Origin of the sequence: Kitasatospora sp. NPDC048715 (assembly GCF_043198905.1) — a bacterium.
Taxonomy (GTDB): Bacteria; Actinomycetota; Actinomycetes; order Streptomycetales; family Streptomycetaceae; genus Kitasatospora; species Kitasatospora lactacystinica.
Map to the genome: position 1 here is coordinate 134,707 of NZ_JBICVH010000016.1, position 23,784 is coordinate 158,490.

At 73.1% G+C, this 23,784-nt stretch carries 30 protein-coding genes; 18 read left to right on the top strand and 12 right to left on the bottom strand.

The genetic code is table 11. The features are described 5' to 3' along the window. Window positions 1-107: 107 nt before the first annotated feature. The 5 genes from ACGFSC_RS28150 to ACGFSC_RS28170 all read left to right on the top strand — a co-directional run bounded on the left by ACGFSC_RS28150 (window position 108) and on the right by ACGFSC_RS28170 (window position 2,255). Window positions 108-242, top strand: a complete 135-nt coding sequence (locus ACGFSC_RS28150) for a hypothetical protein (RefSeq protein WP_359903590.1) — start codon at window positions 108-110, stop codon at window positions 240-242. Window positions 243-436: 194 nt separating this feature from the next. Further along, window positions 437-676: a hypothetical protein gene (locus tag ACGFSC_RS28155; RefSeq protein ID WP_359903587.1), complete on the top strand. Its 240-nt coding sequence runs from the start codon at window positions 437-439 to the stop codon at window positions 674-676. 85 nt (window positions 677-761) lie between these two features. Further along, window positions 762-1,622: a JmjC domain-containing protein gene (locus ACGFSC_RS28160; RefSeq protein WP_359903585.1), complete on the top strand. Its 861-nt coding sequence runs from the start codon at window positions 762-764 to the stop codon at window positions 1,620-1,622. Window positions 1,623-1,641: 19 nt separating this feature from the next. Next, window positions 1,642-1,905, top strand: coding sequence for a hypothetical protein (locus ACGFSC_RS28165; protein WP_359903582.1), 264 nt, complete (start codon window positions 1,642-1,644; stop codon window positions 1,903-1,905). A gap of 32 nt (window positions 1,906-1,937) precedes the next feature. Continuing rightward, window positions 1,938-2,255 (top strand): DUF6087 family protein, encoded by a 318-nt coding sequence (locus ACGFSC_RS28170; RefSeq protein ID WP_359903579.1) that lies wholly within the window; start codon window positions 1,938-1,940, stop codon window positions 2,253-2,255. 81 nt (window positions 2,256-2,336) lie between these two features. Here ACGFSC_RS28170 and ACGFSC_RS28175 read toward each other — a convergent pair whose 3' ends face one another. After that, entirely contained in the window at window positions 2,337-2,582 is a 246-nt protein-coding gene (locus tag ACGFSC_RS28175; protein ID WP_359903576.1) for a winged helix-turn-helix domain-containing protein, read from the bottom strand. Window positions 2,583-2,836: 254 nt separating this feature from the next. On the opposite strand from ACGFSC_RS28175, the gene ACGFSC_RS28180 reads away from it, so the two are divergent. Both ACGFSC_RS28180 and ACGFSC_RS28185 read left to right on the top strand, forming a co-directional pair. Continuing rightward, a complete protein-coding gene (locus ACGFSC_RS28180) occupies window positions 2,837-3,100 on the top strand; it encodes a hypothetical protein (protein ID WP_359903573.1) in 264 nt (87 codons plus the stop codon). 313 nt (window positions 3,101-3,413) lie between these two features. Then, complete coding sequence (locus ACGFSC_RS28185) at window positions 3,414-4,052, top strand: response regulator transcription factor (RefSeq protein ID WP_359903571.1); 639 nt, start codon at window positions 3,414-3,416, stop codon at window positions 4,050-4,052. A gap of 9 nt (window positions 4,053-4,061) precedes the next feature. Here the strand turns inward: ACGFSC_RS28185 and ACGFSC_RS28190 are convergent, their stop codons facing one another. Together ACGFSC_RS28190 and ACGFSC_RS28195 are read right to left on the bottom strand one after the other, a co-directional pair. Beyond that, window positions 4,062-4,970 carry a transglutaminase family protein gene (locus tag ACGFSC_RS28190; protein WP_392864092.1) on the bottom strand — a complete coding sequence of 303 codons (909 nt, stop codon included), beginning with the start codon at window positions 4,968-4,970 and terminating at the stop codon, window positions 4,062-4,064. A gap of 61 nt (window positions 4,971-5,031) precedes the next feature. Beyond that, window positions 5,032-5,976, bottom strand: coding sequence for a GNAT family N-acetyltransferase (locus tag ACGFSC_RS28195; protein WP_359903566.1), 945 nt, complete (start codon window positions 5,974-5,976; stop codon window positions 5,032-5,034). A 199-nt stretch (window positions 5,977-6,175) separates the two neighbouring features. Here ACGFSC_RS28195 and fdxA point away from each other — a divergent pair, with 199 nt between their 5' ends. Then, window positions 6,176-6,502, top strand: a complete 327-nt coding sequence (gene fdxA, locus ACGFSC_RS28200) for a ferredoxin (RefSeq protein WP_030061559.1) — start codon at window positions 6,176-6,178, stop codon at window positions 6,500-6,502. A gap of 20 nt (window positions 6,503-6,522) precedes the next feature. Next, window positions 6,523-7,671, top strand: coding sequence for a succinyldiaminopimelate transaminase (dapC, locus tag ACGFSC_RS28205; RefSeq protein WP_359903563.1), 1,149 nt, complete (start codon window positions 6,523-6,525; stop codon window positions 7,669-7,671). 81 nt (window positions 7,672-7,752) lie between these two features. Here the strand turns inward: dapC and ACGFSC_RS28210 are convergent, their stop codons facing one another. After that, on the bottom strand, window positions 7,753-8,553 hold the full coding sequence (locus ACGFSC_RS28210; protein WP_359903560.1) for a hypothetical protein: 801 nt from the start codon (window positions 8,551-8,553) through the stop codon (window positions 7,753-7,755). A gap of 304 nt (window positions 8,554-8,857) precedes the next feature. Next, window positions 8,858-9,928: a hypothetical protein gene (locus tag ACGFSC_RS28215; RefSeq protein ID WP_359903558.1), complete on the bottom strand. Its 1,071-nt coding sequence runs from the start codon at window positions 9,926-9,928 to the stop codon at window positions 8,858-8,860. A 198-nt stretch (window positions 9,929-10,126) separates the two neighbouring features. On the opposite strand from ACGFSC_RS28215, the gene dapE reads away from it, so the two are divergent. Both dapE and ACGFSC_RS28225 read left to right on the top strand, forming a co-directional pair. After that, complete coding sequence (gene dapE / locus ACGFSC_RS28220) at window positions 10,127-11,203, top strand: succinyl-diaminopimelate desuccinylase (RefSeq protein WP_359903555.1); 1,077 nt, start codon at window positions 10,127-10,129, stop codon at window positions 11,201-11,203. A gap of 111 nt (window positions 11,204-11,314) precedes the next feature. Continuing rightward, complete coding sequence (locus ACGFSC_RS28225) at window positions 11,315-12,124, top strand: TIGR00730 family Rossman fold protein (protein WP_359903553.1); 810 nt, start codon at window positions 11,315-11,317, stop codon at window positions 12,122-12,124. A 55-nt stretch (window positions 12,125-12,179) separates the two neighbouring features. Here ACGFSC_RS28225 and folP read toward each other — a convergent pair whose 3' ends face one another. Continuing rightward, on the bottom strand, window positions 12,180-12,992 hold the full coding sequence (gene folP, locus ACGFSC_RS28230) for a dihydropteroate synthase (RefSeq protein ID WP_359903648.1): 813 nt from the start codon (window positions 12,990-12,992) through the stop codon (window positions 12,180-12,182). A 181-nt stretch (window positions 12,993-13,173) separates the two neighbouring features. On the opposite strand from folP, the gene ACGFSC_RS28235 reads away from it, so the two are divergent. Beyond that, entirely contained in the window at window positions 13,174-13,614 is a 441-nt protein-coding gene (locus tag ACGFSC_RS28235) for a DivIVA domain-containing protein (protein ID WP_359903551.1), read from the top strand. A gap of 10 nt (window positions 13,615-13,624) precedes the next feature. Then, window positions 13,625-14,218 (top strand): DNA-3-methyladenine glycosylase I, encoded by a 594-nt coding sequence (locus tag ACGFSC_RS28240; protein WP_359903548.1) that lies wholly within the window; start codon window positions 13,625-13,627, stop codon window positions 14,216-14,218. Window positions 14,219-14,256: 38 nt separating this feature from the next. Here the strand turns inward: ACGFSC_RS28240 and ACGFSC_RS28245 are convergent, their stop codons facing one another. After that, entirely contained in the window at window positions 14,257-15,057 is an 801-nt protein-coding gene (locus ACGFSC_RS28245; protein ID WP_359903545.1) for an enoyl-CoA hydratase-related protein, read from the bottom strand. Window positions 15,058-15,354: 297 nt separating this feature from the next. On the opposite strand from ACGFSC_RS28245, the gene ACGFSC_RS28250 reads away from it, so the two are divergent. After that, window positions 15,355-15,522: a DUF3117 domain-containing protein gene (locus ACGFSC_RS28250; RefSeq protein WP_014137929.1), complete on the top strand. Its 168-nt coding sequence runs from the start codon at window positions 15,355-15,357 to the stop codon at window positions 15,520-15,522. Window positions 15,523-15,655: 133 nt separating this feature from the next. Here the strand turns inward: ACGFSC_RS28250 and ACGFSC_RS28255 are convergent, their stop codons facing one another. Continuing rightward, window positions 15,656-16,318, bottom strand: coding sequence for a class I SAM-dependent methyltransferase (locus ACGFSC_RS28255; RefSeq protein WP_359903646.1), 663 nt, complete (start codon window positions 16,316-16,318; stop codon window positions 15,656-15,658). Between the two features lie 258 nt (window positions 16,319-16,576). Here ACGFSC_RS28255 and sigE point away from each other — a divergent pair, with 258 nt between their 5' ends. From sigE to ACGFSC_RS28275, 4 genes are all read left to right on the top strand, one after another. Next, window positions 16,577-17,308, top strand: a complete 732-nt coding sequence (sigE, locus tag ACGFSC_RS28260; RefSeq protein ID WP_380350193.1) for an RNA polymerase sigma factor SigE — start codon at window positions 16,577-16,579, stop codon at window positions 17,306-17,308. Window positions 17,309-17,430: 122 nt separating this feature from the next. After that, window positions 17,431-18,315 carry a zf-HC2 domain-containing protein gene (locus ACGFSC_RS28265; RefSeq protein ID WP_359903543.1) on the top strand — a complete coding sequence of 295 codons (885 nt, stop codon included), beginning with the start codon at window positions 17,431-17,433 and terminating at the stop codon, window positions 18,313-18,315. A 148-nt stretch (window positions 18,316-18,463) separates the two neighbouring features. Beyond that, window positions 18,464-18,898, top strand: a complete 435-nt coding sequence (locus ACGFSC_RS28270) for a sec-independent translocase (RefSeq protein ID WP_359903540.1) — start codon at window positions 18,464-18,466, stop codon at window positions 18,896-18,898. A 244-nt stretch (window positions 18,899-19,142) separates the two neighbouring features. Continuing rightward, window positions 19,143-19,811 (top strand): hypothetical protein, encoded by a 669-nt coding sequence (locus ACGFSC_RS28275; protein WP_359903538.1) that lies wholly within the window; start codon window positions 19,143-19,145, stop codon window positions 19,809-19,811. A 72-nt stretch (window positions 19,812-19,883) separates the two neighbouring features. Here ACGFSC_RS28275 and ACGFSC_RS28280 read toward each other — a convergent pair whose 3' ends face one another. The 4 genes from ACGFSC_RS28280 to ACGFSC_RS28295 form a co-directional block, all read right to left on the bottom strand. Beyond that, window positions 19,884-21,044, bottom strand: coding sequence for an Mrp/NBP35 family ATP-binding protein (locus ACGFSC_RS28280; protein WP_359903536.1), 1,161 nt, complete (start codon window positions 21,042-21,044; stop codon window positions 19,884-19,886). Between the two features lie 56 nt (window positions 21,045-21,100). Beyond that, entirely contained in the window at window positions 21,101-21,649 is a 549-nt protein-coding gene (locus tag ACGFSC_RS28285) for a DUF1003 domain-containing protein (RefSeq protein WP_380350196.1), read from the bottom strand. A 76-nt stretch (window positions 21,650-21,725) separates the two neighbouring features. After that, window positions 21,726-23,024 (bottom strand): magnesium transporter MgtE N-terminal domain-containing protein, encoded by a 1,299-nt coding sequence (locus tag ACGFSC_RS28290; RefSeq protein ID WP_359903533.1) that lies wholly within the window; start codon window positions 23,022-23,024, stop codon window positions 21,726-21,728. 128 nt (window positions 23,025-23,152) lie between these two features. After that, the gene (locus ACGFSC_RS28295; RefSeq protein ID WP_359903531.1) at window positions 23,153-23,692 is read right to left on the bottom strand and encodes a hypothetical protein; all 540 of its coding nucleotides are present in this window, start codon (window positions 23,690-23,692) and stop codon (window positions 23,153-23,155) included. Between the last annotated feature and the right edge of the window lie 92 nt (window positions 23,693-23,784).

Consider the following 23,784-nt stretch of genomic DNA (forward strand, 5'->3'; position numbering starts at 1 on the left):
GAGACATGGATGCCACACGGATGCGTCATCTCTGCTCTGTCCAAGCGTGAACGGCGGCTCTGTACTGGTGATCCACGCAACGGCCGCCACTGATCGGGGGAATTGGGGTGCAGCGCGTAAGCATCGTGACCGGCGCCCTGGCCGTCGTGGTTGGCGCCGGGCCGGCCGTCCTGGCGAGCCCGTGCTGCTGCCCCAGCAAGCCGACGCCGGTTCGCAAGACCCGCTACGCCGAGCGCACCTAGCTGTAGCCCCATGAACTCCCGTCCTGGCGGAGTCGGGAATCAAACCCGCCAGGACGGGGCCCAACTCCTGCTCCGGGTACAGCCAACCCCCGTACCTGGAGCGGGGCACTGCCCCGCTACGCCCCCGTGGCGCAGCGGCAGCACCACCTATGGGCACGGTGCCGCCGTGCCCGCCGACAAGAGGAGGAATGCACATGAACAAGTCCGTGGAGTTCAACCCGGCGTCGTACCCCGGCCTGGAGTGGTCGGTGGCGTCGTACTCCCACCTGGACGACAAGGTGGAGTGCTTCGCGATCGCCGCCGCCGGTAACGGCCTGGTCGCGCTCGCCAACATCAACAACGACGGCGCCGTGATCACCGGTACCCCCGGTGAGCTGCGCAAGCTGCGCGACGCCTTCGCCGCCGGTCAGTACGACCACCTGATCGGCGCCTGACGCACCAGAAAGTGATCAACAGGCGACCGCCCCACCTGAATTGGGGCGGTCGCCCCTCCCCACCCTACGAGAAGGGAGCGCCATCGTGCAGACCGCACTCTCAAGGCTGGTCACCGACCCGGACACCTTCCGCACCGCGTGGCCCGCGGTGCCCGCGGTGTTCGACCGCGATGAAGCCGACCTGCAACAGCTCGCCACCAGGCAGGCGGCCCGCGAGATCCTGACCGACCCGGATATCCGTCCGGGCGGGTTCGGCATGGTCCGCAACGGGGTGTTGACCGCCGAACGTCCGTCCGCCGACCACCCGACGGACACCCTGGTCCTCAACGGACTCCACCGGTCGTACCCGCCCATCATGCAGTTCTGCAAGGAACTGTCGTCCCTGCTCGGCCACCCCGTGACGGGGAACTTCTACCTCACCCCCGGCGGGAAGGCCCAGGGCTTCGGGTGGCACTGGGACTGTCACCACGTCTTCATCGCGCAGGCTGAGGGCGCGAAGTTGTGGCGCCTCTTCCGGCCGACCTTCGTCAACCCGCTGGAGCACCACAACTGGTCGAAGATCGGGTTCGGCCCCGAGGACAAGGACCGGTTCGAGAACTCGGACCCTGACTACGAGTTCGAGCTGACGGCCGGGCAAGTGCTGTTCATTCCCCGCGGGTGGGTGCATGCGGGGCGGAGCACCGAGGAACACAGCCTGCACATCACGTTCGGCGTGCAACTCCTTACGAAGCACTGGGCGTTGCGCAAGCTCTGGGAGCTGTGCGAGGACAGCGAGGGACTCCGGGATGCCCTCCCGCCGAACCTCGGCGGGCAGGACTTCACCAAGCTGGCCGGCGAACTCGTGGCACTGTTCGGTGGAGGGTTGGCCGAGCTGCCGACCGACGCAGTCGCTCTCCGGCTCCGCTCGGCACAGCGGCTCTCGGTGCTCGGCCAGGAACCCAAGTAGATCGGCGGACCATCGGAGCATGGCGGGGACGAACGGTGGAAAGCACCGCAGGCGGTGCCAGTGGTCAGGCTGCCAGCACTACGCGAACCTGCGGGACCTGGACACCGGCAAGGACTTCTGCCTCTGCTGCGCCCTTGCCATGCTGCACGCGGCGGACGACCCGATCACCCGCTTCCGGGAGTTCGACGACTCGACCGCGTACGCCGATGCGCTGCGGAACCGTCCGATTCTCGGCCTGTTCGGTTGGCCCGGCACCATCCCGCCGGACGACGTTGGCCGATAACCTCGAAGTGCCGCCGCGCGAGAGGATCAGCCGTGCTCGAACCCGACGACGAAACCGTGTCCGACTGGTACGCAGCACGTGCTGATGGCACCCGGCCGCCGGGAACAAGGGATGCGCTGGCACTTGACCCGACCATCCGGCACGGTGGGCTGTTCGAGGACACCCCTCGCGCCGTGGTGGAGTGGGACGGCATCACGTGGCAACCCGTCGGGGTCGCCGCCACCTACGCCGACGCCTACCCGATGATCGTCCGGCGCGGCGAGGGGTTCGCGCCGCCACAGGACGACACTCCCGTTGCGTTGCTCCGTAAGGGGAGTGGGCGGCATCGCAAGGCCGATACGGAACGCTGAACCAGGGACTACAGGCATCCTTAGAGCGGCTATCTGACGCCTGCCCGGCCCCGTTCATGGTGAGCAGCCCGTGAACGGGGCCTACCGCTCGCCGCGCTCGCTCGGGTGCGTCACGAAGCTGCCCATGCCGGTACGGGTGACCACCAGGCGACCAGCCCGAAGGGCGGCAACTGCCTTGCGGACCGTTTTGCGGTCAACGCCGAATTCCTCGGTCAACTCGACCTCGGACAGCTTGTCGTCCGGGCCGAGTTCGCCGGTTGCGATCCTCTCCGTCACGATCTCGGCAATCTGTTCCCACTTTGAGCGGGCGGGGCTGAACTCGAACACTCCCCGACCGTAACCGCAGCGGTCAGCCAGGCATAGCCATGGTTGCCCATGGACAGGTATGGACAGGTTGGTTATCGTCGCCAACGAAAGACCCCCGGAAGCCGCTTAGGACCGGCCGCCGAGGGTGAAGCCGACCAGCTTTCGAGGAGCTGTCCGACATGCGTCATCTTATCGTTTGGTTCATACGCCGCGCCCTGGTTCTCTGCCTGCCGGCTCACGGGCAACACCGCGCCACGCAGACCCGGGTGGTCCCCGTGTCGGCCCCCGCTCCCGAGTCGTCGACCCCTGCCCCGTACGGACCGACCCCGGAGCCGGAACGCCTGTACATGGGGCCGCTGATCCGCCCGCACATCGACCACGGCGCATGGCTCGCCGAGCTGGACGAAATGCAGCGCGACTACAACGAGAGGCAGTGTCAGCGCGAACGACGCGAAGCGCTGCGTGCGGCGGCCAAGAACCGGCCGGACACCGGGTACGCCTACCCGGGCGCGCACACTCTCGCCGGGGCGGTGGCGTGATGACCCCGGCAACCACCATGAGGCCGACTTGCGGCGCCCTCCGCCGCGCTCAGGCTTCCCCCTGCAAGCTCGACCCGTTCCACCCGAACAACCACACGAACGCCCTTGGTGAAGACTGGCCGCGCATGGGCCCGATCTTCTGCACCCGGTGCAAGAGGGAAGCCGCGAACCCGGCTCTGGTGAGCCACCAGGAAGTCGCGAGCGGCCCCGGGTACGCCGTGTGGGCGTGCTCGCCGACCTGCCCCGAGTAAGACCGCACCTCGCCCCGCCCGGACCGATCAGGGCGGGGCTTCGTGCTGTCTAGGCTGGTCATATGGACGACGATGCGTCAGAGACGCCCGTACAATGTGTAAGAGTCCTCCTCGCCGAGGACCAGGGGATGGTCCGGGAGGCGCTGGCCGCGCTGCTCGGGCTGGAGGGGGACATCGACGTCGTCGCGCAGGTCGGCCGCGGGGACGAGGTGGTGGCGGCGGTGCTCGCGAACGACGTGCAGGTCGCCGTGCTGGACATCGAGATGCCGGGGATGACGGGCATCGAGGCGGCCGCCGAGCTGCGCGGCCGGGCGCCCGGGACGAAGGTGGTCATCGCGACGACCTTCGGCCGGCCCGGCTACCTGCGCCGGGCGATGGAGTCGGGCGCGGACGCCTTCCTGGTGAAGGACGCGCCGGCCGCCGAGCTGGCGGAGGCGATCCGCCGGGTGCTGCGCGGCGAGCGGGTGATCGATCCGGTGCTGGCCGCCGCCGCGCTGGCGGAGGGCGCCGACCCGCTGACCCCGCGCGAGCGGGACGTGCTGGGCGCGGCCGCCGACGGCGCGGTGAACGCGGACATCGCCCGGCGGCTGCACCTGTCCGAGGGGACGGTGCGCAACTACCTGTCGATGGCGATCCAGAAGACCGGGGCCCGCAACCGTACCGAGGCGGTGCGGATCGCCCGCGAGAAGGGCTGGCTGTAGGCGGGCGGGTCAGTTGAGCCGGTGCCGGGCCGCCCGGGCCTCCTGGCGGACCTTGGCGGCGGTGTCCGGGTCGAAGGTGTCCAGGATCTGCGCGTAGGCGTCCATCTCCGCCGATCCGCCGAGGAAGTCCCCGGTGCGGACGAGGAGTTCGGCCCGTTCCAGGCGCAGCTGGGCCGGGTGCCGGGGCAGCAGCAGGGAGAGTTCGGTGGCCCACAGCTGGGTGCGGGCGTGCTCGGGGCGGTCGGCGGCCCAGACCCGGATGTTGCCGAGCACCCGCAGCACGATCTCCAGCGGCTGGGCCGGGGTGAGCAGGGCGGGGGTGAACTCCTGCCCGGCGGCGGCGACCAGCCGTTCGACGTCCTCCGGGTCGAGCAGCCGCCCGCCGTGGAACGGGTCGGCCAGGACGTAGTCATCGCCGCCCGCCGGGCCGCCCACCGCGACGATGAAGTGGCCGGGCAGCGCGATGCCGTGGACGGTCAGCCCGGCGCGCCGCCCGACCGCCGTCCACACCAGCGAGAGCGTGATCGGCAGTCCGCGCCGCCGCCGCAGCACCTCGGGCAGCAGCGAGGACTCCAGGCGCCGGTAGTCCGACTGCCGTCCGTGGAAGCGCTCCCGTCCGCCGAGCACCGCGGCGAGCAGGGCGGCCGTCTCCTCCGGCCCGGTGGGCGCCCGCTCGGCGACGGCCTGCCGGACGGCCGCCGCGTGCCGCTCCAGCGCGGCCTCGCAGGCGGCGAGCAGTGCGTCCACGCCGGGCGGCTCGCCGGGGTCGCCGGGGTCGGGCACCATGCCGTGCTCGGCGGCGGCGAGCAGGCACAGCAGCACCGGGTCGGGCTGCTCGGCGCGGGCGGCGGTCCGGAAGCGGTCTCTGCTCTGCTCGGTCACGGTGACGGCGACGGCTTTCGTACGGCGGACGGACAAGGCGGCGGACGGACGGTCGGGCGGACAGGCGGGTGATCGGTCGGACGGTACGGCCCGGCGGCTACCCCTGGGGAAGAAGGGCGTAGTGGTAAGTGTGACTGGTCGTGAAGCCGAGTCCGTCATAGAGCGCGATCGCCCCCGCGTTCTCCGCCTCGACCTGGAGGTACCCGCCCCTCGCCCCCTCCTCGGCCGCGCGCGAGGCGAGCACCGCCATGACCGCCGTCGCCAGCCCGGCCCGCCGGGCGTACGGCTGGACCTCGATCGCTCCGAAGCAGGCCCAGTCCCCTTCGACGACGCAGCGTCCGATCGCCAGCGGGGGTTGCCCGGGGGCGCCCGGCACGGTGGCGAACCAGACGGAGGGCCCGCCGTGCAGCACCTGCCGGGCGGCCTCCTCGACGGCCGGGTCGCCGCTCACCCGCCGGTACACCGACAGCCACCGGTCGTCCGCGGTCCGCGCCAGCCGGACCCGCTCGTGCCCGGTGCCGACCCGGGCGAGCCCGGCCAGCGGGGCGGTGCGGACCAGGGTGGGCGCGTACCCGGCGCCGAGCCGGTCGAGTTCGGCGACCAGCGCGGTCGGCGAGCCGGGGGAGATCACCTCGACGTACGCGGGCAGCCCGCGCGCCGCGTACCAGGCGCGGACGGCCGCCAGCGCCTGAGGCAGCGGCAGCCCCGGGTCCCCGAGCGCCTGGACGGAGTTGGCCCGCCGGGTGAACCCGGCGGCGGCGCGCAGCGTCCACTCGCCGAGCGGCTCCTGCTCGACGGCCGGCCAGCCGCGGCCCGCGATCCGCTGCAGTTCGACCGGCGCGGTGACCGGCAACGGGGCCCGCCGAACCGGAAACGGCGGCACGACCTTGCCCGCGACCAGCAGCTTCTCCGGCAAGTGCACCGGATCGCCGGAACGCGGGGCGATCGTCAGCCCATGATCGTCCCACGATGTGAGCACGCCGATCGAATCCCGGAACACCGGCCGGTCGTCCACGAACTCCGCGAGGCGTCGGACCGACACGCGTCGTCCCACGTCAGAGCGATCTATCCGGACCTCCGGACGGTCGCCGACCGGGTTGACCGTCGCCATCTGGCCACCTCCTGTGCATTTGCGGTCTCCGACCCGCGATACTAGGGGCGGGCATCGACGACGCCGCGCTCACCGCGCACGGCAGCAGAACAGAACGGGCCACCAGGCCCTTCCGAGGAGGAACGACAGCGTGACCTACGTCATCGCGCAGCCTTGTGTCGACGTGAAGGACAAGGCGTGCATCGAAGAGTGCCCGGTTGACTGCATCTACGAGGGCGAGCGATCGCTCTACATCCACCCGGATGAGTGTGTCGACTGTGGCGCGTGCGAGCCGGTCTGCCCGGTCGAGGCGATCTTCTACGAGGACGACACTCCGGAGGAGTGGAAGGACTACTACAAGGCGAACGTCGAGTTCTTCGACGACCTGGGTTCGCCCGGTGGCGCCTCGAAGCTCGGCCTGATCGAGCGTGACCACCCGTTCATCGCCGCTCTGCCGCCGCAGAACGCCGACCACTGACGATCGGTGGCAGAACAGCTGTGAGCACCAACAGCACGCGCGCGCCGTTCCCGGGCCACCCGGGGGCGGCGCGTCGCGTTTCGGACAAGCTCCCGGTCTTTCCCTGGGACAAGCTGGAACCGTACAAGGCGACCGCCCTGGCCCACCCGGGCGGGCTCTGCGACTTCTCCGTCGGCACCCCGGTGGACCCGGTCCCCGAGGTCGTCCAGAAGGCGCTGGCCGCGCACACCGACACCCCCGGCTACCCGACCGTCTGGGGGCCGTCGGAGCTGCGCGAGGCGATCGCCGGCTGGCTGCACCGCCGGCTCGGCGCGCGGATCGGCCCGCAGGCCGTGCTGCCGACCGTCGGCTCCAAGGAGCTGGTGGCCTGGCTGCCGACCCAGCTCGGCCTCGGCCCCGGCGACCAGGTCGCCTACCCGCGCCTGGCCTACCCGACCTACGAGGTGGGCGCCCGGCTGTGCGGCGCCGAGCCGGTCGAGTACGACTCGGTGGACGAGCTGGACGGCTCCCGGGTGCGCCTGCTCTGGGTGAACTCGCCGTCCAACCCGACCGGCCGGGTGCTGGGCGCGGACGAGCTGCGCCGCGCCGTCGAGTGGGCCCGGGAGCACCGGGCCCTGCTGGTCAGCGACGAGTGCTACCTGGAGCTGGGCTGGGAGGCCGACCCGGTCTCGGTCCTGCACCCGGACGTCTGCGGCGACGGCCACGAGGGCCTGCTGGCCGTGCACTCGCTCTCCAAGCGCTCCAACCTGGCCGGCTACCGCGCCTCCTTCGTGGCGGGCGACCCGGTGGTGGTCAAGGAGCTGCTGGAGGTGCGCAAGCACGGCGGCATGATCGTGCCGGCGCCGGTCCAGGCGGCGACGGTCGCCGCGCTCGCGGACGACGCGCACGTGGCCGAGCAGCGCGAGCGGTACGCGGCCCGGCGCTCGGCCCTGCGGGCGGCGCTGGAGGCGTACGGCTTCCGGATCGAGCACTCCGAGGCGAGCCTCTACCTGTGGGCGACCCAGGACCGCCCGTGCTGGGAGACGGTGGCCGAACTGGCCGGGCTGGGCATCCTGGTGGCGCCCGGCGACTTCTACGGGCCGGCCGGCGACCGCTTCGTGCGGGTCGCGTTCACGGCGACCGACGAGCGGGTCGCCGCGGCCGTGGAGCGGCTGGGCGCGGCGCGCTGACCGCACCCGGACGACTGTACGGCGAAGGGGGCCGGTGTCACGGACACCGGCCCCCTTCGGGGTTCTCCGCGGAGGCGGGGGTTACAGCGGCAGGCCGTTGAGGCCGCCGCCGTTGAGGCTGCCCAGCAGGCCGCCGAGCGGGCCGAGCGCGCCGGTCAGGCCGGACAGCGGGCTGTTCGAGCCGAGGTCGGCACCGCCGAGGCGGTTGGCCGACCCGTGCTCGGCCAGGCCGAGCACGTCGGTGGCGGGCAGGTCGGCCGGCAGGGCCTGCTCGACGGAGCCGAGCGGCAGCGCGCGCTGCACCGCGCCGACGGGCAGGGCGTCGGCGACGGCGGTGCCGCCGGGGACGGCGCCGGTGAGGGTCCCGGCGGCCGGCAGGGTCTGGGTGACCGGGCCCGAGGTGAGCCCGTCGAGCGGGCCGGTGCCGGCGGTGGCGCTGCGGGTGGCCGTGCTCTTGCCGGTGACGGCCTCGCCGAGCTTGCCGGCCAGGGCCGAGGTGACCTTCGGGGTGACCGAGGAGAGCTGGCCGGCCGTCGCGGCGGTCTGGTCGACCGGGGCGGTCAGCGAGCCGGCCTTCTCGTTGGCCTCGGGCAGCTGCTGGGCGACGATGTTGCCGGCGGCGTCGGCGGAGGCCGGTACGCCCGCGGCGACGGTGGCCGCACCGGTGGTGCCGGCGGCCTGGCCGAGCTGGTGGGTGGTGTGCTGGAGGGTGGAGCCGGTGTCGGTGTTGGTCAGCTGGCCCAGCGGTGCCGCGAGGTCGCTCTTGGGCAGCAGGGCGTCTCCGCCCAGGGCGGACGCGGAGCCGGCGGCGAGCAGCGGGGTCGCTCCGGCGGCCACGACGAGCGCGGCCTGGGCGATCCGGCGCGTGAGGGGGTGAGACATGGGGCTCCTCGAAGGGGTCTGGGTCCGTCCCGTCCGCCCCGGGGGCCGGGTGTGGCCGATCGGGCGGACGACGTTGTTACCGCTTGAGAAGCCAGAAGGTTTCGGCCGGTGCAAGGAAGCTTCCTGGCCGATCATCGGATCGTACGACCACGACAGGGGTGCCCGCCGGGCCCGGTCGGACGTCGCCGAACCGGCCCCGGCCAAGGGCAGTGACGGTTCTCCATCCCGGTTCGCCGGAACGGGGGGTCGGTCCACCGGGGTTGACCGGAATCACCCGACCGGCGGCAACCCGAACACCAGTGCGTCAGCCCTTGTCGGCCGGGGCCAGAGTGACCTGGACGAGCTTGGTCGAGGTGCCCGAGGTCTGGCTCTGCCAGCCGTCCTCGGACTTGGACTTGCGCCAGATCTTCCCGTCGTAGGCGACCGTCGCGATGCCCAGCTGCTGGGCCTGGGCGACCGCCCAGTGGGCGACCTCCCAGCCGCTCGCCCGCTCGGCGACCGCTCCGCCGTCCGCCCCCGCGTCCGAGGAGGAGGTCAGCGCGGCGGTGGCCGGGTCCGGGGTCAGCGAGACGGCGTTCTCGGCGCCCTTGATGGTCGAGGTGTAGCCGGTCGCCGGCGTCACCGTGCGGCCGAACTCCCGGCGCACCCGGTCGGACAGCACCTGGGCCCGGTCCGGCGCCGCGGCCGGGGTCGCGGTGGCGCCCGGGGTCGCGCCCGGGGAGGCGGAGGCGGAGTCCGCCGGATCCGGCTTGGCGTAGTCGTGCACCACGCAGGAGAACGAGGCGGGCTCCCGGCCGGCCAGCGCCGAGGTGAGCAGGGTCGCCTTGGTCTCGTGCTTGGCGTAGGCCTGCGGGTAGCCGCTCTTCTGCACCGTCTGCGCGGCGTCGGTCAGCGGCATCCGGGTGTAGCCGGGGACCTTGACCAGGCCGTCCAGGAACTTGTTGGTCGCGTACACCGGGTCCGAGATCTGCGCCGGGGTGCCCCAGCCCATCGACGGCCGCTGCTGGAAGAGGCCGATCGAGTCCCGGTCGCCGCCCGCCAGGTTGCGCAGCTTGGACTCCTGCATGGCGGTCGCCAGCGAGATCGTGGTGGCCCGGTCCGGCAGCCCGCGCGAGCGCGCCACCGCGGCGATCGTCGCGGCGTTGGCGGCCTGCGGCAGCTCCAGCGTGCCGCTGCCCGCCGCGGTCTTCACCGTGCACTCCTCGGACGCGCCCGGCTTGAAGCCGAACCACCAGATCCCGACCACGGCCAGACCGGCGACCAGGGCCAGGCCGAGCAGCCCGACGATCACCATCAGCAGGGCGCGCAGCGGCCCGCGGCGGCGAGTGGGCTCCTCTTCGTCGCCCAGCTCCTCGCTGCTCCTTCTCCTGGCCACCGTCGCCCCTCTCGCGCCTGCTCCTTGATCCGACACCGTACCCACTCGGACGGATGTGCGGCGCCTCCCGGTTGCCGTTGCCCGCCCACTCGCCGCCCACTCGCCGTCAGGGCGCCGCCCCCGGGGACGGCGGGGGCCGCTCCGTGTCACCGGGCGGCCGCACCGGCCCGCACCGGGCCGCGGACTAGGCTGGCGCCCATGAGCAGCCCGAACCCGACGCCCCTGGACCTCACTCTCGACGGCGGCGCGCTGACCGCCCGCCTCGTCGACTTCCCCTCGGTGAGCGGCGACGAGCAGGCGCTCGCCGACGCCGTGGAGGCCGCGCTGCGCGGCTACCCGCACCTCACCGTGGACCGCCACGGCAACAACGTGGTCGCCCGGACGAACCTGGGCCGGGCCGAGCGCGTCGTCCTGGCCGGCCACCTGGACACCGTGCCGATCGCCGACAACCTCCCCTCGTACGTCGAGGGCGACCTGCTCTACGGCTGCGGCACCTCGGACATGAAGTCCGGCGTGGCCGTCCAGCTGCGTCTGGCCGCCACGCTCGCCGAGCCCAACCGCGACCTCACCTTCGTCTTCTACGACTGCGAGGAGGTGGAGGCCCACCGCAACGGCCTGGGCCACCTCGCCGAGGACCACCCGCAGTGGCTGGCCGGCGACTTCGCGGTGCTGATGGAGCCCAGCGGCGGCATGGTCGAGGGCGGCTGCCAGGGCACCCTGCGGGCGCAGGTGCGGCTCACCGGCGTGCGCGCCCACGCGGCCCGCAGCTGGCTCGGCGACAACGCCATCCACCACGCCGCCGAGGTGCTCACCCGGCTCGCGGACTACCGGCCGCGCCGGGTGGAGATCGACGGCCTGGAGTACCGCGAGGGCCTGAACGCGGTCCGGATCGACGGCGGCGTGGCCGGCAACGTGATCCCGGACGAGTGCGTCGTCACGGTCAACTTCCGCTACGCGCCGGACCGCAGCGAGGCCGACGCGGAGAAGCACGTGCGCGAGGTCTTCGACGGCTTCGAGCTCACCGTCACCGACTTCGCCGCTGGCGCCCTGCCCGGACTCGCCCAGCCGGCCGCCCAGGCCTTCCTGGCGGCCACCGGCGGCCAGGCCCGGGCCAAGTTCGGCTGGACCGACGTCGCCCGCTTCAGCGCGCTCGGCGTCCCGGCCGTCAACTACGGCCCCGGGGACCCGAACCTGGCGCACAAGCGCGAGGAGCACTGCTCGCTGAGCGCCATCGCCGAGGTCGAGGAGCGGCTGCGCGCCTGGCTGACCAGCTGAGCCGCGCGCGGCTCAGCTCGTACGATCAGCGGCCGAACGCCACCTTCCGGTTGCTCAACCGACCTTCCCCCGTTGCCTGAAAACGGGGGAAGATCGGCGTAGGGTTTCGTCATGACAGGCACAGGAGACGAGAAGCACTACGGTCACGGTCCCGAGCAGGTCGGGGTGCCGCGGAAGAAGAAGGCCTGGCCCGAGAAGCAGAAGGGCCCGGTGCTGGTGCGCCGGGACCAGGTCGGCACGAGCACCACGGACCAGCGCCTGCTGGACACCACCGGCCCCACCGACTGGCTGCACACCGACCCGTGGCGGGTCCTGCGGATCACCTCCGAGTTCGTCGAGGGCTTCGGCGCCCTCGCCGAACTCCCGCCCGCGATCAGCGTCTTCGGCTCCGCCCGGACCCCGGTCGACTCGCCCGAGTACCAGGCGGGCGTGGAGATCGGACGGGCCCTCGTCGAGGCCGGCTACGCGGTGATCACCGGCGGCGGCCCGGGCGCGATGGAGGCCGCCAACCGCGGCGCCTCCGAGGCCGGCGGCCTCAGCGTCGGGCTCGGCATCGAGCTGCCCTTCGAGCAGGGCCTCAACGAGTTCGTCGACCTCGGTCTGAACTTCCGCTACTTCTTCGTCCGCAAGACGATGTTCGTGAAGTACGCCCAGGGCTTCGTGGTCCTGCCCGGCGGCCTCGGCACGCTGGACGAGCTGTTCGAGGCGCTCACCCTGGTGCAGACGAAGAAGGTCACCCGCTTCCCGGTGATCCTCTACGGCAGCGCCTACTGGGGCGGCCTCTACGAGTGGCTGAAGAACACCCTGGTCGCGCAGGGCAAGGCGGCCCCGCACGACCTGGAGCTGTTCCACATCACCGACGAGATCGACGAGGTCATGAAGATCCTCGCCGACGCCCGCCGGCCCGCCGGCGAGATCTAGCCCCGCCGCCCGGCCGCCCCGCCCCGTCGGCCGGACCAGCGGGCAGGCCCCGGGTCTAGGCCAGCCCCCGGCGGGCGACCGCCGGGGCGCGGGTGCCCCGGATCGAGGCGACCATGTCCAGCACCTGGCGGGTCTCCGCGACCTGGTGCACCCGGTAGATCCGCGCGCCCAGCCAGGCCGAGACCGCGGTGGTGGCGAGGGTGCCGAGCAGCCGCTCGTTCACCGGCTTGTCCAGGGTCTCGCCGACGAAGTCCTTGTTGGAGAGCGAGACCAGCACCGGGAAGCCGGTCGCGGTCATCTCCGGCAGCCGCCGGGTGGCCTCCAGCGAGTGCCGGGTGTTCTTGCCGAAGTCGTGCCCCGGGTCGATGACCACCGCGTCCCGCCGCACGCCGAGCTCCACCGCGCGCTCGGCCAGTCCCACGGTCACCCGCAGGATGTCCGCCATCACGTCCTCGTACCCGACCCGGTGCGGCCGGGTGCGGGGTTCGGCGCCGCCGGCGTGGGTGCAGACCAGCCCGGCGTCGTACCGGGCGGCCACCTCGGCGAGCTCCGGGTCCACCCCGCCCCAGGCGTCGTTCAGCAGGTCCGCGCCCACCTCGCAGACCGCCTCGCCGACCTCGTGCCGCCAGGTGTCCACGCTGATGACCGCCTCGGGGTGGCGCTTGCGCAGCTCGGCCACGAAGGGCACGGTGCGCCGCAGTTCCTCCTCGACCGTGACCTCGTCTCCCGGCCCGGCCTTCACCCCGCCGATGTCCAGGATCGCCGCGCCCTCGGCCATCGCCCGGTCCGCGGCGGCGAAGGCGGCCTGGTCGGCGAAGGTCGCGCCCTTGTCGAAGAACGAGTCCGGCGTCCGGTTGACGATCGCCATGATCACCAGCTCGTCGTCACCGAATTCCCGCGGTCCCAGGCGCAGTGCCACCGATGTCTCCTCCACAGCTCCTGCGGGTGCGATGATGGCCCCCGGCCTCACTAAGGGACCATGCTGTCATGATCAGTGTGGTTACCTGCCACCACATAGCGGACCGGCCGGGAGTTCGGGAGGACAGCTCGTGTTCTGGGTGATCGTGGTCGCCATGGCCGTGGTGGTCGGTGGTGCCGCCCTGGTGGCGCTGGGTGGGGGTGGGTCGATGCCGGAGGCGGTACCGGACCGCATCTCCGCGCGACTGCCGCAGGACCGCCCGCTGGGCAAGGCGGACGTGGACGAGCTGCGCCTGCCGATGGCGCTGCGCGGCTACCGGATGGACGAGGTGGACGACGTCCTGGACCGCCTCGGCGCCGAACTCGCCTACCGCGACGCGCGGATCGCCGAGCTGGAGGCCGCCGCCCACCTGCGCGGCGCGGTCGAGGCGACCACCGCCCCCGACCCGGCGGCCGAGCCGCTGCCCGGCCTGGAGCAGTTCGCCCAGGTGGTCGAGCCGGCCGTGGTGCTCGCCAAGCAGCCGGCCGGGGAGCAGACCCCCGAGGACGCGAAGCCGGGGGCCGACAAGTGAACGGGTGCGCATGAGTGGTGAGGTCGAGGGCGCGGTGCTCGGTGCGGACGGGCTGCGCCGCTGCGCCTGGGGCGATTCCACCGACGACTACCGGGTCTACCACGACACCGAGTGGGGCCGACCGGTGCACGGCGACGACGCGCTGTTCGAGCGGGTCTGCCTGGAGGCCTTCCAGTCCGGCCTGTCCTGGCTGACCATCCTGCGCCGCCGCGAGGGCTTCCGGGCCGCGTTCGCGGGCTTCGAGATCGCCGAGGTCGCCGAGTTCGGCGAGGCGGACAAGGAGCGCCTGCTCGCCGACGCCGGCATCATCCGCAACCGGGCCAAGATCGAGGCGGCGATCGCCAACGCGCGGGTCGCCCGCGATCTGGAGGGCGGCCTGGACGCGCTGATCTGGCGGTTCGCCGCCGAGCCGGACCGGCCGGCCCCCCGCACGCTGAGCGAGGTGCCGGCCGTCACGCCGGAGTCGACGGCGCTGGCGAAGGCGCTGAAGAAGGAGGGCTTCCGCTTCGTCGGCCCGACCACCGCCTACGCCCTGATGCAGGCCTGCGGGCTGGTCGACGACCACCTGGCGGACTGCCACGTCCGCACCGGCGCCAAGGGCTGACCGCCGGCGCGGGGCCGGGTGGTCGGCCCCCGCGCGCCTCAGCGGCCCAGGTACTTCGGCTTCTCCTTGGCGATGAAGGCGCGCACCGCGATCCGGTGGTCCTCGCTCTCGCCCGCCAGCGTCTGCAACTCGTCCTCCTTGTCGAGGAGTTCGTCCAGCGAGTGGGAGGCGCCGTACGCCAGCGACTCCTTGATGGCGCCGTAGGCGACGGTCGGGCCCTCGGCCAGCTCGCGGGCGAAGGCCCGGGCGGTGGCGGCGAGTTCCTCGGCCGGCACCACCTTGGTGGCCAGGCCCAGCTCCATCGCCTCGGCGGCCTTGACCGTCCGGGGAAGCATCAGCAGCTCGGTGGCCCTGGCGTGCCCGACCAGCCGGGGCAGCGTCCAGGAGGCGCCCGAGTCGGCGGTCAGCCCGATCCCGGCGAAGGCGGTGTTGAAGCCGGCCCGGTCGGACAGGAAGCGGAAGTCGCAGGCGAAGGCGAGCGAGGCGCCGGCTCCGGCCGCCACCCCGCCGACCGCGGCGACGGTCGGCTTGCGCATTCCGGCCAGCGCCCGCACCAGCGGGTTGTAGTGCTCGGCGACGGTCCGCAGCGCGCCCTCGCCGGTCTCCTCGGCCCGCTTCAGCAGGGTCAGGTGCTCGTTCAGGTCCTGGCCGACGCAGAAGGCCCGCTCGCCCGCCCCGGTCAGCAGGACGGCCCGCACCGCCGGGTCCGCGGCCGCGGCGGTCACGGCGTCGCGCAGCGCGATCTTGGTGGCGACGTCGAGCGCGTTCATCGCCTCCGGGCGGTTGATGGTGAGGACGGCCAGGCCGCCGTCCAGCTCGTACAGCACGGAATCGGACATGGGTGAGGGCTCCCGGGGTCGAGGCGGTGTCGGTCGTGTGTGTCAGGATGCCGGAGCACACGGGGGCCTGGGGAGTGTGAGGTATCGCACCTTCCGGTGCTGTCCGTGCCGCCGCCACGCCGGGGCTTATGACGCGGTTTGCGGCGGTTGGGGGCGGTCCGGCCGTGGTTGCACCGAGAGTGATGTTGGTCATCAGCCCGTGGCATGCGGGATAATGGCTTCCGATCAATGCGTTCGATACCGGCGGTGGACGGACTGCCGGTGCGTAGCTGAGCGGTTGCAGGAAGGGGAACGAGCATGGCGGCCATGAAGCCGCGGACGGGTGACGGCCCGCTCGAAGTCACCAAAGAGGGGCGGGGCATCATCATGCGCGTTCCGCTCGAAGGCGGCGGACGCCTTGTGGTGGAGCTCACGCCTGACGAGGCCGACGCCCTCGGCGAGGCCCTGAAGAAGGCCTGCGGCTGACCGCAGCAGGTGCTCGCCATCTCCTGGAGATGTGCTGCCGGGCCCGGGTACGACGTCATGTCGGCCCGGGTCCGCACGTTTTCCGGGCCCGGTCCCCGCGGGGCGCCGGGCTCGGCGCTCGATGGCGCCGGGCTCAGCGCTTGATGGCGCAGAGCAGCCCGTCCGACACCGGCAGCAGGGCCGGCAGCAGGGCCTCGCTCTCCCGCACGTCCCGGACCAGGTCCCGGACGGCGCCGGTCTGCGGGTCCTGGAGCTCCGGTTCGGCCAGCCTGCCCTCCTGGAAGACCCCCTCGAAGCAGACCATCCCGCCCGGCCGCAGCAGCCGCAGCGCCTCCAGCAGGTACTCGCAGGACTCGACCGGGTCGCCGTCGCAGAACACCAGGTCGTACTGGCCGTCGGCGAGCCGGGGCAGCACCTCCAGGGCCCGGCCCGGTATGAACCGGGAGCGGTTGGCCGCGAACCCGGCCGCCTGGTACGCCTCGCGGGCCAGCTGCTGGCGCACCGGTTCGGAGTCCACCGTGGTGAGCACGCCGTCCGGCCGCATCCCGCGCAGCAGGTAGACCCCCGATACCCCGGTGCCGGTGCCGATCTCGGCGACCGCCTTGGCGTCCAGCGCGGCGGCCAGCAGCCGCAGGCACGCCCCGCCGCTCGGCCCGATCGCCTTTATCCCGGTCCGCGCGGACTGGGCCCGGGCGTAGGTCAGCACCGCGTCCTCGCTCACGAAGGTGTCGGCGAGGGCCGCACGTGCGGGCCCGAATTCGCTGATGGCTGCCTCTTTCGGAGCGCCGGGCGGCAGCCCGGTGCCGAGGGATGTCGATATTTCCTGGCACAGATTACTGGCCGACCGGGAACCGCGTACGGCGGCGGGCCGTTGTCAGGACGGACCGGGTGCGGAAGGCCTCCCGGGCACTTTTATCCGGGCTTGACGGGTGAGGTGGATATGGTGGTGGCCCTGCTGGGCAGAAGAGCCGACCGAGGAGGTGTGGCCGAGGGCGACGTCCCTGTGCGGCGGCACTCCCGCGGCACCGCGTCGGCCCGTACGCCGAAGCCCGTGATGAACCAGCCTGCGCACTCCGACCTGGACCAGCCCGCGGCCGCCACGCCGACCGACGGTGCCACCGAGGCCCCCGCCCTCGCGACCTTCACCGAAGGTCCCGACGCGCAGACCTGGACTCCGCCCACCTGGGAGGAGATCGTCGAGGCGCACAGCGCCCGCGTCTACCGGCTCGCCTACCGTCTGACGGGCAACCAGCACGACGCCGAGGACCTCACCCAGGAGGTCTTCGTCCGGGTGTTCCGTTCGCTGTCGACCTACACCCCCGGCACGTTCGAGGGCTGGCTGCACCGGATCACCACCAACCTCTTCCTGGACATGGTCCGCCGCCGCCAGCGCATCCGCTTCGACGCGCTCGGCGAGGACGCGGCCGAGCGGCTCGCCTCCCGCGAGCCCAGCCCGGCCCAGCACTTCAGCGACACCCACTTCGACGCCGACGTCCAGCAGGCGCTGGACACCCTCGCGCCGGAGTTCCGGGCCGCCGTGGTGCTCTGCGACATCGAGGGCCTGTCCTACGAGGAGATCGCCGCCACGCTGGGCGTCAAGCTCGGCACCGTCCGCAGCCGCATCCACCGCGGCCGCTCGCACCTGCGCGCCGCGCTCAAGCACCGCGCCCCCGGCTCGGCCCCCGGCCGTGAGCGCCGCGGCGGCTCGGAGGAGCCGGTGCCGGTCGGCGTCGGTGTGGTCGAGGCCGCGGTCGCGCCCGGTGGGCGCGGACGGAGGCGATCGTGAGCGGAACCAGCCGGTCCGGTTCGGATCGTTCGGATGCGTCCGACCGGTCCCTGACCCGACGGGGCTGGGCCCTGCCGGGCCGTCGCGGAGCCGACGAACCCGGTGAGCCCGTGCTGCCCGCGGTGGCACTGCCCGCGGACACGGCGCTGCACGCGCTTCCCGTCCGCCCCACCGCGCCCGCCGCCGAGGAGCACCACCTGGGCGAGCGCCTCTCCGCCTTCCTGGACGGCGAACTCGGCCACGACTCGCGCGACCGCGTCCAGGCCCACCTGGCGACCTGCCCCCAGTGCCTCGCCGAGGCCGACGAGGGCCGCGCCGTCAAGCACATGCTGACCCGCACCGGCACCCCCGGCCCGTCCTCCGCGCTGATGGCCCGCCTGATGGCCGTCGGAAACCTCCCCGAGGACGCCCCGGCGGACCGCGACCGGCCGACCGGACGCGGCCGCCGCGATGACGACGACGACCTGCCCGGTGGCGGGGTCGCGGCCACCGGCACGCTCGGCGGCAGCCGGCTCGACGGCGGCTCCTTCGGCCGCGGTGCCGGGGCCTCCTTCGGCGCGGGCGCGCTCGGCGCCGGCGCCCCGCTGCCCGGGGTGGACCCGCGCGCCTTCGGGCGCGGCGCGGTGCTGCGGCCGCTCATGGGCCGGCGCGCGGCCCGTCCCGAGCCCACCGCCGCCCCGGCCCGTCCGCAGCCCTCCGCGGCCGTCGTGCGCCCTCCCGCGCGCGGACGCCGACTGGTGTTCGCGGCCGCGGGCGCCTTCTCCGTCGCCGCGGTGACGCTCGGCGGCGTCGGCGGGCTCAGCACCCAGGGCGAGGAGCGCCACGGCACCACCGTCAGCCCGCCCGGTGCCGGCACCGGCCGGGGCGGCGGACTCGTCCCGATGAACGCGCAGGTCCCGGTGGACTTCCCGGGCCGCCCGGTCGCCGCGACCCGCGAGGCGACCCCGCCGGGCTACCCGGAGCGCTACCCCGGGGGCCCCGCCGCACTGCGCCAGCAGACCCGCTAGAGCGGCCCTCGACGGACACCGGTGTTCCGGTCCGGACGGCCTCGGCCACCGGCAGGTCTTTACCACGGCTTCATCCCAGCGTGGACCAGGGACTCGCCGGTGGCCATTACCCTGTAGGAACCGTCGTCCGACGAGCTAGGGAGCAAAGGTGTTCAGCGACGTGGGTGGGCTGGAGCTCCTGACGCTTGCCGTGATGGCGATCATCATCTTCGGCCCGGACAAACTGCCGAAATTGATCCAGGACACCATGGGCTTCATCCGGAAGATCCGTTCCTTCGCCGACAACGCGAAGGAGGACATCCGCAGCGAGCTCGGCCCCGAGTTCCAGGACTTCGAGTTCGAGGACCTGAACCCCAAGACCTTCGTCCGCAAGCAGCTCATGGGCGGCCAGGACGACCCGCTGGGCCTCAAGGAGATGAAGGACTCGCTGGACATCCGCTCGGTCCTGGACGACAAGCCCGCGGCGCCGGTCAACGGCCGCAGCGGCAGCGTCAGCTTCGAGAAGTCCGAGCCGGCCGCCGCCTCCACCGGCGCCCCGCTGGCGCCCGGCGAGCGCCCCCCGTTCGACCCCGACGCCACCTGATCACGCCGCGTACGCCGGTCGATCCGCACCGCGTACGGCGCCTCCGGCTCCGCGCCACCGCCCCGCCCGGCCACCGGCTGAGCGGGGCGGTGGCGCGTGCGCCGCTATTGTGCTGATTGTTCCCGCTGAGCCGTCCGTCACAACGCGCCCCGTCGCGTACCAGGAACGGCCCCGGGGAGCGCCGCGGTGCGCCACCATGGGAGCGCGCCACGGCAGGCAAACGTGTGTTTGAGGAGGCCCGGGGATGGACGCGACGAGTCAGGCGGGAGGGGCGACGGCCACGGCCGGCGGCCCGGTGGTCGGCGGACAGGCCGGCCCGGTGGACCCGCTGGTGCCCTACCTGTCCGCAGACTTCCCCTGGTACGGGCTGGACGAGGGCTGGACCGGCCGGCGCTTCCTGGTGCAGGCCGGCGCCGGCCCCCGCACCGCGGGCAGCGTCGACTACGGCTCGCTCGGCCACGGCGAGGAGCCGGCCCAGCGGTACGAGCCGCGAGACGTGCGGAAGTTCGCCGTCGTGGTCACGGTGGCCCGCCGGGACAGCCGCCGCAGTGCCGACAACACCGGCACCCTGGAGGCGACCTCCGCCTCCTCCGCGGCCTGGCTGGCCGGCTCCGGCCTGCTCGCCGGGACCTGGCCCGGGCAGCTGGACCGGGCGCTGCGCCAGGACTGGCTGGACCAGCAGAGCAGCCTCGCCTGGGACCTCGCCGACGACCTGGCGGGCCCCGGCTGGTCCACCCTCAGCCTGCCCGTCAACGGGCTGCCGCAGCCCTTCCGCTACCGCGAGTCCGAGTACGGCTGGGTGCTGGCCGGCGAGGCCCCCGGCGTCCTGCTCGGCGCCTACGGCCGCGGCGTCAGCGCCTACGGCATCGGCTTCTCCACCGTTCCGGAGCTGGCCGCCTACACCCGGCCGTAGCGCCCCGGGGGGCGCGACGGTACGACGAAGGGCCGGGTGGTCCGGCCACCCGGCCCTTCGTCGGTCACGGTCTCAGAACTTGTTCCTGGGCGTCAGGCCCAGCGACATGCCGGACAGCCCGCGCTGGCGGCCGCCGAGCTTGCCGGCCACGGCGCGCAGGGCGGCGCCGGCCGGGGAGTCGGGCGCGGCGAGCACGACCGGGCGGCCGTCGTCGCCGCCCTCGCGCAGCCGCACGTCGATCGGGATCGAGCCGAGCACCGGGACGGTCGCGCCGACGGTGCGGGTGAGCGCGTCCGCGACGGTCCGGCCGCCGCCGGTCCCGAAGACGTCGATCATCTCGTCGCAGTGCGGGCACGGCATGCCGGACATGTTCTCGATCACGCCGACGATCTTCTGGTGGGTCTGCACCGCGATGGTGCCGGCCCGCTCGGCCACCTCGGCGGCGGCCATCTGCGGGGTGGTGACGATCAGGATCTCCGCGTTGGGGACCAGCTGGGCCACCGAGATCGCGATGTCGCCGGTGCCGGGCGGCAGGTCCAGCAGCAGCACGTCCAGGTCGCCCCAGTACACGTCGGCGAGGAACTGCTGGAGCGCGCGGTGCAGCATCGGGCCGCGCCAGACCACCGGCGCGTTGCCCGGGGTGAACATGCCGATCGAGATGACCTTCACGCCGTTCGCCTGCGGCGGCATGATCATGTCCTGGACCTGGGTCGGCCGGCCCTCGACGCCCAGCATGCGCGGCACGCTGTGGCCGTAGATGTCGGCGTCCACCACGGCGACCTTCAGACCGTCGGCGGCCATCGCGGCCGCCAGGTTGACGGTCACCGAGGACTTGCCGACGCCGCCCTTGCCGGAGGCGACGGCGTAGACCCTGGTCAGCGTGCCCGGCTTGGCGAACGGGATCTCCCGCTCGGGGGCGCCGCCGCGCAGCAGCTGGGACAGTTCCTTGCGCTGCTCGTCGCTCATCACGTCGAGCTCGACCTCGACGCCGGTCACGCCGGGGACCTTCCCGACCGCCTCGCGCACCCGGGTGACGATGGTGTCGCGCATCGGGCAGCCGGAGACCGTCAGGTAGACCGCGACGCGCACCGCGCCGCCCTCGGCGATCCCGACCGATTTCACCATGCCGATCTCGGTGATCGGGCGGTTGATCTCCGGGTCGTTGACGGTCGCCAGCGCCTGGCGTACGGACTCCTCCGTGACGCCGGCCGCGACCTCTGTCTCGTTGGCCATGCCTTGATGGTACGGCGCCGACGGATTCCCTTGACTCGCCGGTAGCGTGCCGAGGGTCACAGGGCGTCGGAGGACTCCCGGCGCTCGTCGATCTCCTTGAGCAGGGACTGGAGTTCGGACCGGATGAAGTCCCGCGTGGCCACCTCGCCGAGCCCGTGCCGCAGGGCCGCGACCTCGCGGGTCAGGTACTCGGTGTCGGCGATGTTGCGGTCGCTGCGGGCGCGGTCCTGCTCCATGTTGACCCGGTCCCGGTTGTCCTGGCGGTTCTGCGCCAGCAGGATCAGCGGGGCCGCGTACGAGGCCTGCAGGGACAGCGCCAGGGTCAGGAAGATGAACGGGTACTCGTCGAAGCGCACGTTCGCCGGCAGCAGGGTGTTCCACGCTATCCAGACGACGACCACCACCGTCATCCAGACGATGAACCGACCGGTGCCGAGGAAGCGGGCGATCCGCTCGGACAGGACGCCGAAGGCCTCCGGGTCGTAGGAGGGCAGCGAGAGCAGGCCGGGCCGCGCGGTGCGCGGCTGGTCGAGCCGGGCGCGGCCGGTGCCGGTGATCGGCGCGGTGTCCGAGCGCCGGTCCCGGCCGCCCTCGCGGGTGCGCAGCTCGCGCAGCTGACGCAGCTGGCGCAGTTCTCCCTGGAGGCGTCGGCGCGCGGAGTCGTCCGGCCGTCCGCTGCGGTCACCGTCCACCGGTCACCCCTTCGCTCTCGTCGTCGCGGTCCTCGTCGTGGGCGTGCAGCGCGGCGTCGCGCCAGTCGTCCGGCAGCAGGTGGTCGAGCACGTCGTCGACGGTCACCGCGCCGAGCAGGTGGTCCGCGTCGTCCACGACCGGTGCGGCGACCAGGTTGTAGGTCGCCAGGTAGCTGGTGATCAGCGACAGCGGGGTGTCCGGCGGCAGCGGGTCCAGGTCGTCGTCCACCAGCGAGCCGACCAGGACGTACGGGGGTTCGCGCAGCAGCCGCTGGAAGTGCACGGTGCCCAGGTAGCGGCCGGTCGGGGTCTCGTTCGGCGGGCGGCAGACGAAGACCTGCGCGGCCAGCGCGGGCTTGTGGTCGCTGACCCGGACCCGGGCCAGCGCCTCGGCGACGGTCGCGTCCGGCTCCAGCACGACCGGCTCGGTGGTCATCAGACCGCCGGCGGTGTCCTCCTCGTAGGTCAGCAGGCGGCGCACCGGCGCGGCCTCGTCCGGCTCCATCAGCTGGAGCAGCCGCTCGGCCTCGTCGCCGGGCAGCTCGGAGAGCAGGTCGGCGGCGTCGTCCGGGTCCATCGCCTCCAGGACGTCGGCGGCGCGCTCCTCCTGGAGCTTGCCGATGATCTCGACCTGGTCGTCCTCGGGCAGCTCCTCCAGGACGTCGGCCAGCCGCTCGTCGTCGAGGGCGGCGGCGACCTCGGCCCGGCGCTTGGCGGACAGGTGGTGCAGCACGCTGGCGAGGTCGGCGGGGCGCAGCTGCTCGAAGGTGGCGAGCAGGTTGGCCGCGCCCTGGTCCTGTTCGGTCAGCGAGAAGCCGGTGACGTCCTGCCAGTCCAGGGTGAGCCGTTCGCCCTTGCCCTTGCGCAGCCGGCCGGCCCGGCCGAGCTGGACGAAGACCTTGCTGATCTCCCACTCGCGCAGCCGGCTCTGCACCATGCCGACGTCCAGCACGGTGACCTGCTCACCGGTCTTGGACCAGGTGACGGTGCGGTCCAGCAGTTCGGCGAGCACCAGGGTCTCGGACGGGCGCTGCTCGAAGCGGCGCATGTTGATCACGCCGGTGGTGAGCACCTGGCCGGACTCCAGGCTGGTCACCCGGGTCATCGGCAGGAAGATCCGGCGCCGGCCGACCACCTCGACCACCAGGCCGAGCACGCGCGGCGGGCGGCCGCCGAGCCGCAGCGACACGACCACGTCCCGGACCCGCCCGACCTGGTCGCCGTTCGGGTCGAAGACCGCGATGGCGGACAGATGGGAGATGAAGACCCGGGTGCCTGGCCCTGCCATGGACTCCCTCGACTCGCTCGATGCCGTACCGGACGCGCCGGGGGCGCGTCCGCGGCCAAGGCTACCCGCGTGTTCCGGGCCCGGCCGGGAGGCACGGTAGCCGTCGGACGAGTCCCGGGCATGAACCTTTAACGGCGCTTGAACAGCAGTTTGGGCAGGCCGGCCGGGATCGGGCGGCGGGTGGTGGCCGGGGTGGGCACCGGCTGCGCGGCGTGCGAGCCGTCCGGCATCGCCCCGGGGTGCTCGGTGAGCGGGCCGGTCGGCTCCAGCCGCAGCACCCGGCACTCGCGGGCCCAGCGGGTGGTGATGGCGTCGGTGTCGGGCGCGTTCAGCCGCTTGCCCTTGAGCTCCTCGACGGCGCCCAGCCAGGCCTCGCTGTTCGGGGCCGGTTCGACCACCCGGGCGTTCCAGCCGGTCAGTCGGCCGCCCTTGTCCTTGCTGCGGACGGTGACCACGGCCCCGGCGCCGGGTTCCAGGCCGTGCAGCGGCTGCTCGCCGCCCCCGCCGACCACCACGACGGCGCCGTCGTGCCAGGCGTGCCACAGCGGCCGGGCGTGCTCCTGCCCGTCCGCGCGCACCCAGAGCAGGCCGGACTTCTTCGCGGCCTCCTCCAGCAGGGCCTGGTCGAGGAAGTCGTCGGCGGTCGCGGCGGCGGGCGTACGGTCCATGGCGGACAGCGTACGGCCACCGGGGGCCCTCCGGCGGAGCGGTCCGGAGCCGGTCGGACGTCTCAGCCTCCGGGCGACAGTTCCATTGCGCC